The sequence below is a fragment of the Neobacillus drentensis genome (assembly GCF_036966985.1).
Lineage (GTDB): Bacteria > Bacillota > Bacilli > Bacillales > Cytobacillaceae > Neobacillus > Neobacillus drentensis_E.
The window spans coordinates 1-2944 of record NZ_JBALSN010000508.1 but is presented as its reverse complement, the minus strand read 5'-3'; the positions used below and the strand labels follow the sequence as shown (position 1 = coordinate 2944).

Sequence of the window (2944 nt, the reverse complement as noted above, 5' to 3'; positions counted from 1 at the left end):
GAAACAGGTGATATTACCACTTATTTCAGCTTTTCAGGAACCGTTGAAGCAAAAAATAGAAAGACGATGATGAGTGATACTGCCATGCAAATTAAAGAAATTGAAGTAAAAATCGGGGAGAGAATCGAAAAAGGCGATGTTTTGTTGACCACCAAACAGGGAGACAAAATTAAGGCAGCCATAGACGGGGAGATAGCAAAAATCCATGTGGAAAAAAACGCAGAAGTCATGTCTGGAGCACAGCTTGTCGATATTGTCGACTATTCCAAATTACAAACCAACGTAAAGGTCGATGAATATGACCTCAAATATCTCAAAGTGGATCAAAAAGTTTATGTTTCCATAAATGCGCTTGAAAAAGAAATAAAAGGAACCGTTTCTGCCATTTCCAAAGAAGCCATCAACGAGAATGGAGTCTCTTACTTTACCGCAACGATTGACCTTACGAAAGACAAAGCGATTAAGGTGGGCATGAGTACCGAAGCGAAAATATTGAAACAATTGGCTAAGGGAGTCACTACTCTTTCCATGAAAGCCATTCGATTTGATAGTAAAAATAAGCCTTATGTAATGATCCCAACCGAAAAAGGGATGGCAACCAAGCAATATATTCAAACGGGCATCAATGATGGTACGACGGTGGAAATTAAGGGCGGAGTGGACCCTGGCGATGTGGTCCTCATTACGAATCAAGAGAAAAACAATTCCGATACAGCCATGATGCACGGAGGTAATGAACAATGAATGAGCAGATTCTCAAAATGGAACATATAACCAAAACCTACTTTATGGGCGATGAAGATCAAGTAGTCTTAAATAACATCAATCTCACAGTTAATAAAGGTGATTTCGTTGCCATTTTAGGCCCCTCAGGTTCAGGGAAATCGACTCTTATGAATATGATTGGCTGTCTCGATTCACCTACCAGCGGTGACTATATTTTATCGAATCAAAAAGTGGATGAACTGGATGAGTCACAATTGGCAGTGATTCGGAATCAGGAGGTTGGCTTTGTGTTTCAGCAGTTTCAACTCCTTCCTAGACTAAGTGCGATTCAGAATGTCGAGCTTCCTCTTATCTATGCGAAGGTATCTGAAAAAGTCCGCCAACAAAGAGCGCGGGATATGCTGACAAGGGTTGCTCTTAGTGAAAAATTGCATCACCGCCCCAATCAGCTTTCAGGAGGCCAGCAGCAGCGGGTTGCTATCGCGAGAGCANNAGCTGACGAACCCACCGGAGCACTTGATCAAAAAACTGGTCAGCAAATTATGGAGCTTTTTCATGAACTACACGAAGAAGGAAAAACGATTATCATGATTACCCATGATATTGAAATTGCCAAAAATGCAAGCAGGATTATGCACATTTTAGACGGTAATCTGAAGGAGGATTATGAGCATGTTTAAGGAAAATCTTAAGATGTCCTGGATGAATCTTATCCATAACAAAATGCGATCTTTCCTCACGATGCTAGGGATTGTCATTGGTGTGGCCTCAATTATCGCATTGATTACTATTGTTAAAGGTGCAATGAATGGGATGACAAGTGAATTTTCATCCTTTGGTGCAGATAAGATCTCAGTTCAGGCGATTGGGACACCACTTAAACAAGGCTTAATAGATACGGATATTCAAAAACTTTCAGTAATTGAAGATGTTGCTGGAGTTTCCCCAACACTTACAGGAACCACAAATGTGGTCTATAACGGCAGTGAAAAAACAGATGTTTTGGTTCAAGGAAAAAACGATGTGTATTTTTCAAAGACAAAAGACCTTGTTGAAACTGGCAGAGGATTAAATATATTAGATATCAACAGTGAAAACAAGGTGTGTTTGATAGGTTCCGATATTGCTAACGAATTATTTTGGGGAGAGGATCCGATCGGAAAAGAACTGATGATCGCCGGGGTTAATTATACAGTTGTAGGCACTTTACAGAAATCAAGCAGTTTTTCAGAAGCATCTACTAACGATGCGGTGATTATCCCTTATACCACCTCCATGAGCCTCCTTGGAACGGGATACATTACAAGTGTTGATGTGTATATGCAGGATTCTAATGACTCTGAAAAAATAACGAGCGATATCGAATCGGTATTAAATCAGGCTTTTAACTACAAAGCTGACAGTTTTACTGTCATGAATATGGAGGATATGATTTCTTCGATTAAACAAGTAACAACGATGTTATCACTAATGCTTGGGGGGATCGCATCGATTTCCCTTGTTGTCGGCGGTATCGGGATCATGAACATGATGCTGGTTTCGGTTACGGAACGAACAACGGAAATCGGGTTAAGAAAGGCACTCGGGGCAGAACCGAAACGAATCCAGCAGCAGTTTTTACTGGAAGCAGTCTTAATGTCACTTTTTGGTGGAACCATTGGTTTCCTACTTGGGGTGTTCATCGCGTTTGTTGTTTGCCTAATCATTGGAGCAAGTTTCACTTTATCAGCATCAACCGTCATCTTGGCCCTAGGATTCTCGACAGCGATCGGCATAATATTTGGTATTGCTCCTGCAAGAAAAGCATCAAGGCTGAACCCGATCGATGCTTTGAGGAGTATTTAAGAGTAGCTTTGCAGAAAAATTTAGATAAGAGAGGTCATTATTTATGAAAAAAGTTGAATTAAATGTGATTGGGATGTCATGTGGACATTGCGCAAAGGTGATAGAAAGCTGTGTTGGAATTCTAACTGGAGTGGAACAAGTACTAGTTGATTTGAAAAAGGGAAATGTAGTCGTAGAGTTTCATCCCCATCTGGTTTCCTTTGACCAAATTTTAGAAACGATCGATGAACAGGGATATGATATTGCTTAACTGTGCAAAAACGTGCCATGTTTTTGGTACGTTTTTTTTCATAACATTGCAAAATATTTGCGGAAACACGAAAACATCTTGCGGTTTGAAAAAGATCATATATAGTAAAATGTAGATATAGAG

General features: G+C 40.0%; 4 protein-coding genes. All 4 read left to right on the top strand.

What is annotated here, in order from left to right; translation table 11 throughout:
* Positions 1-744, top strand: a 744-nt coding sequence (locus tag V7659_RS26745) for an efflux RND transporter periplasmic adaptor subunit (RefSeq protein ID WP_335543118.1), incomplete at its 5' end; no start/stop codon positions are given.
* A gap of 8 nt (positions 745-752) precedes the next feature.
* Entirely contained in the window at positions 753-1406 is a 654-nt protein-coding gene (locus tag V7659_RS26740) for an ABC transporter ATP-binding protein (RefSeq protein ID WP_438825877.1), read from the top strand.
* Positions 1399-2571, top strand: a complete 1173-nt coding sequence (locus tag V7659_RS26735; RefSeq protein WP_335543116.1) for an ABC transporter permease — start codon at positions 1399-1401, stop codon at positions 2569-2571. Before V7659_RS26740 ends, V7659_RS26735 begins: the two co-directional genes overlap by 8 nt.
* A 43-nt stretch (positions 2572-2614) precedes the next feature.
* The gene (locus V7659_RS26730; protein ID WP_335543115.1) at positions 2615-2821 is read left to right on the top strand and encodes a copper ion binding protein; all 207 of its coding nucleotides are present in this window, start codon (positions 2615-2617) and stop codon (positions 2819-2821) included.
* Positions 2822-2944 lie beyond the last annotated feature (123 nt).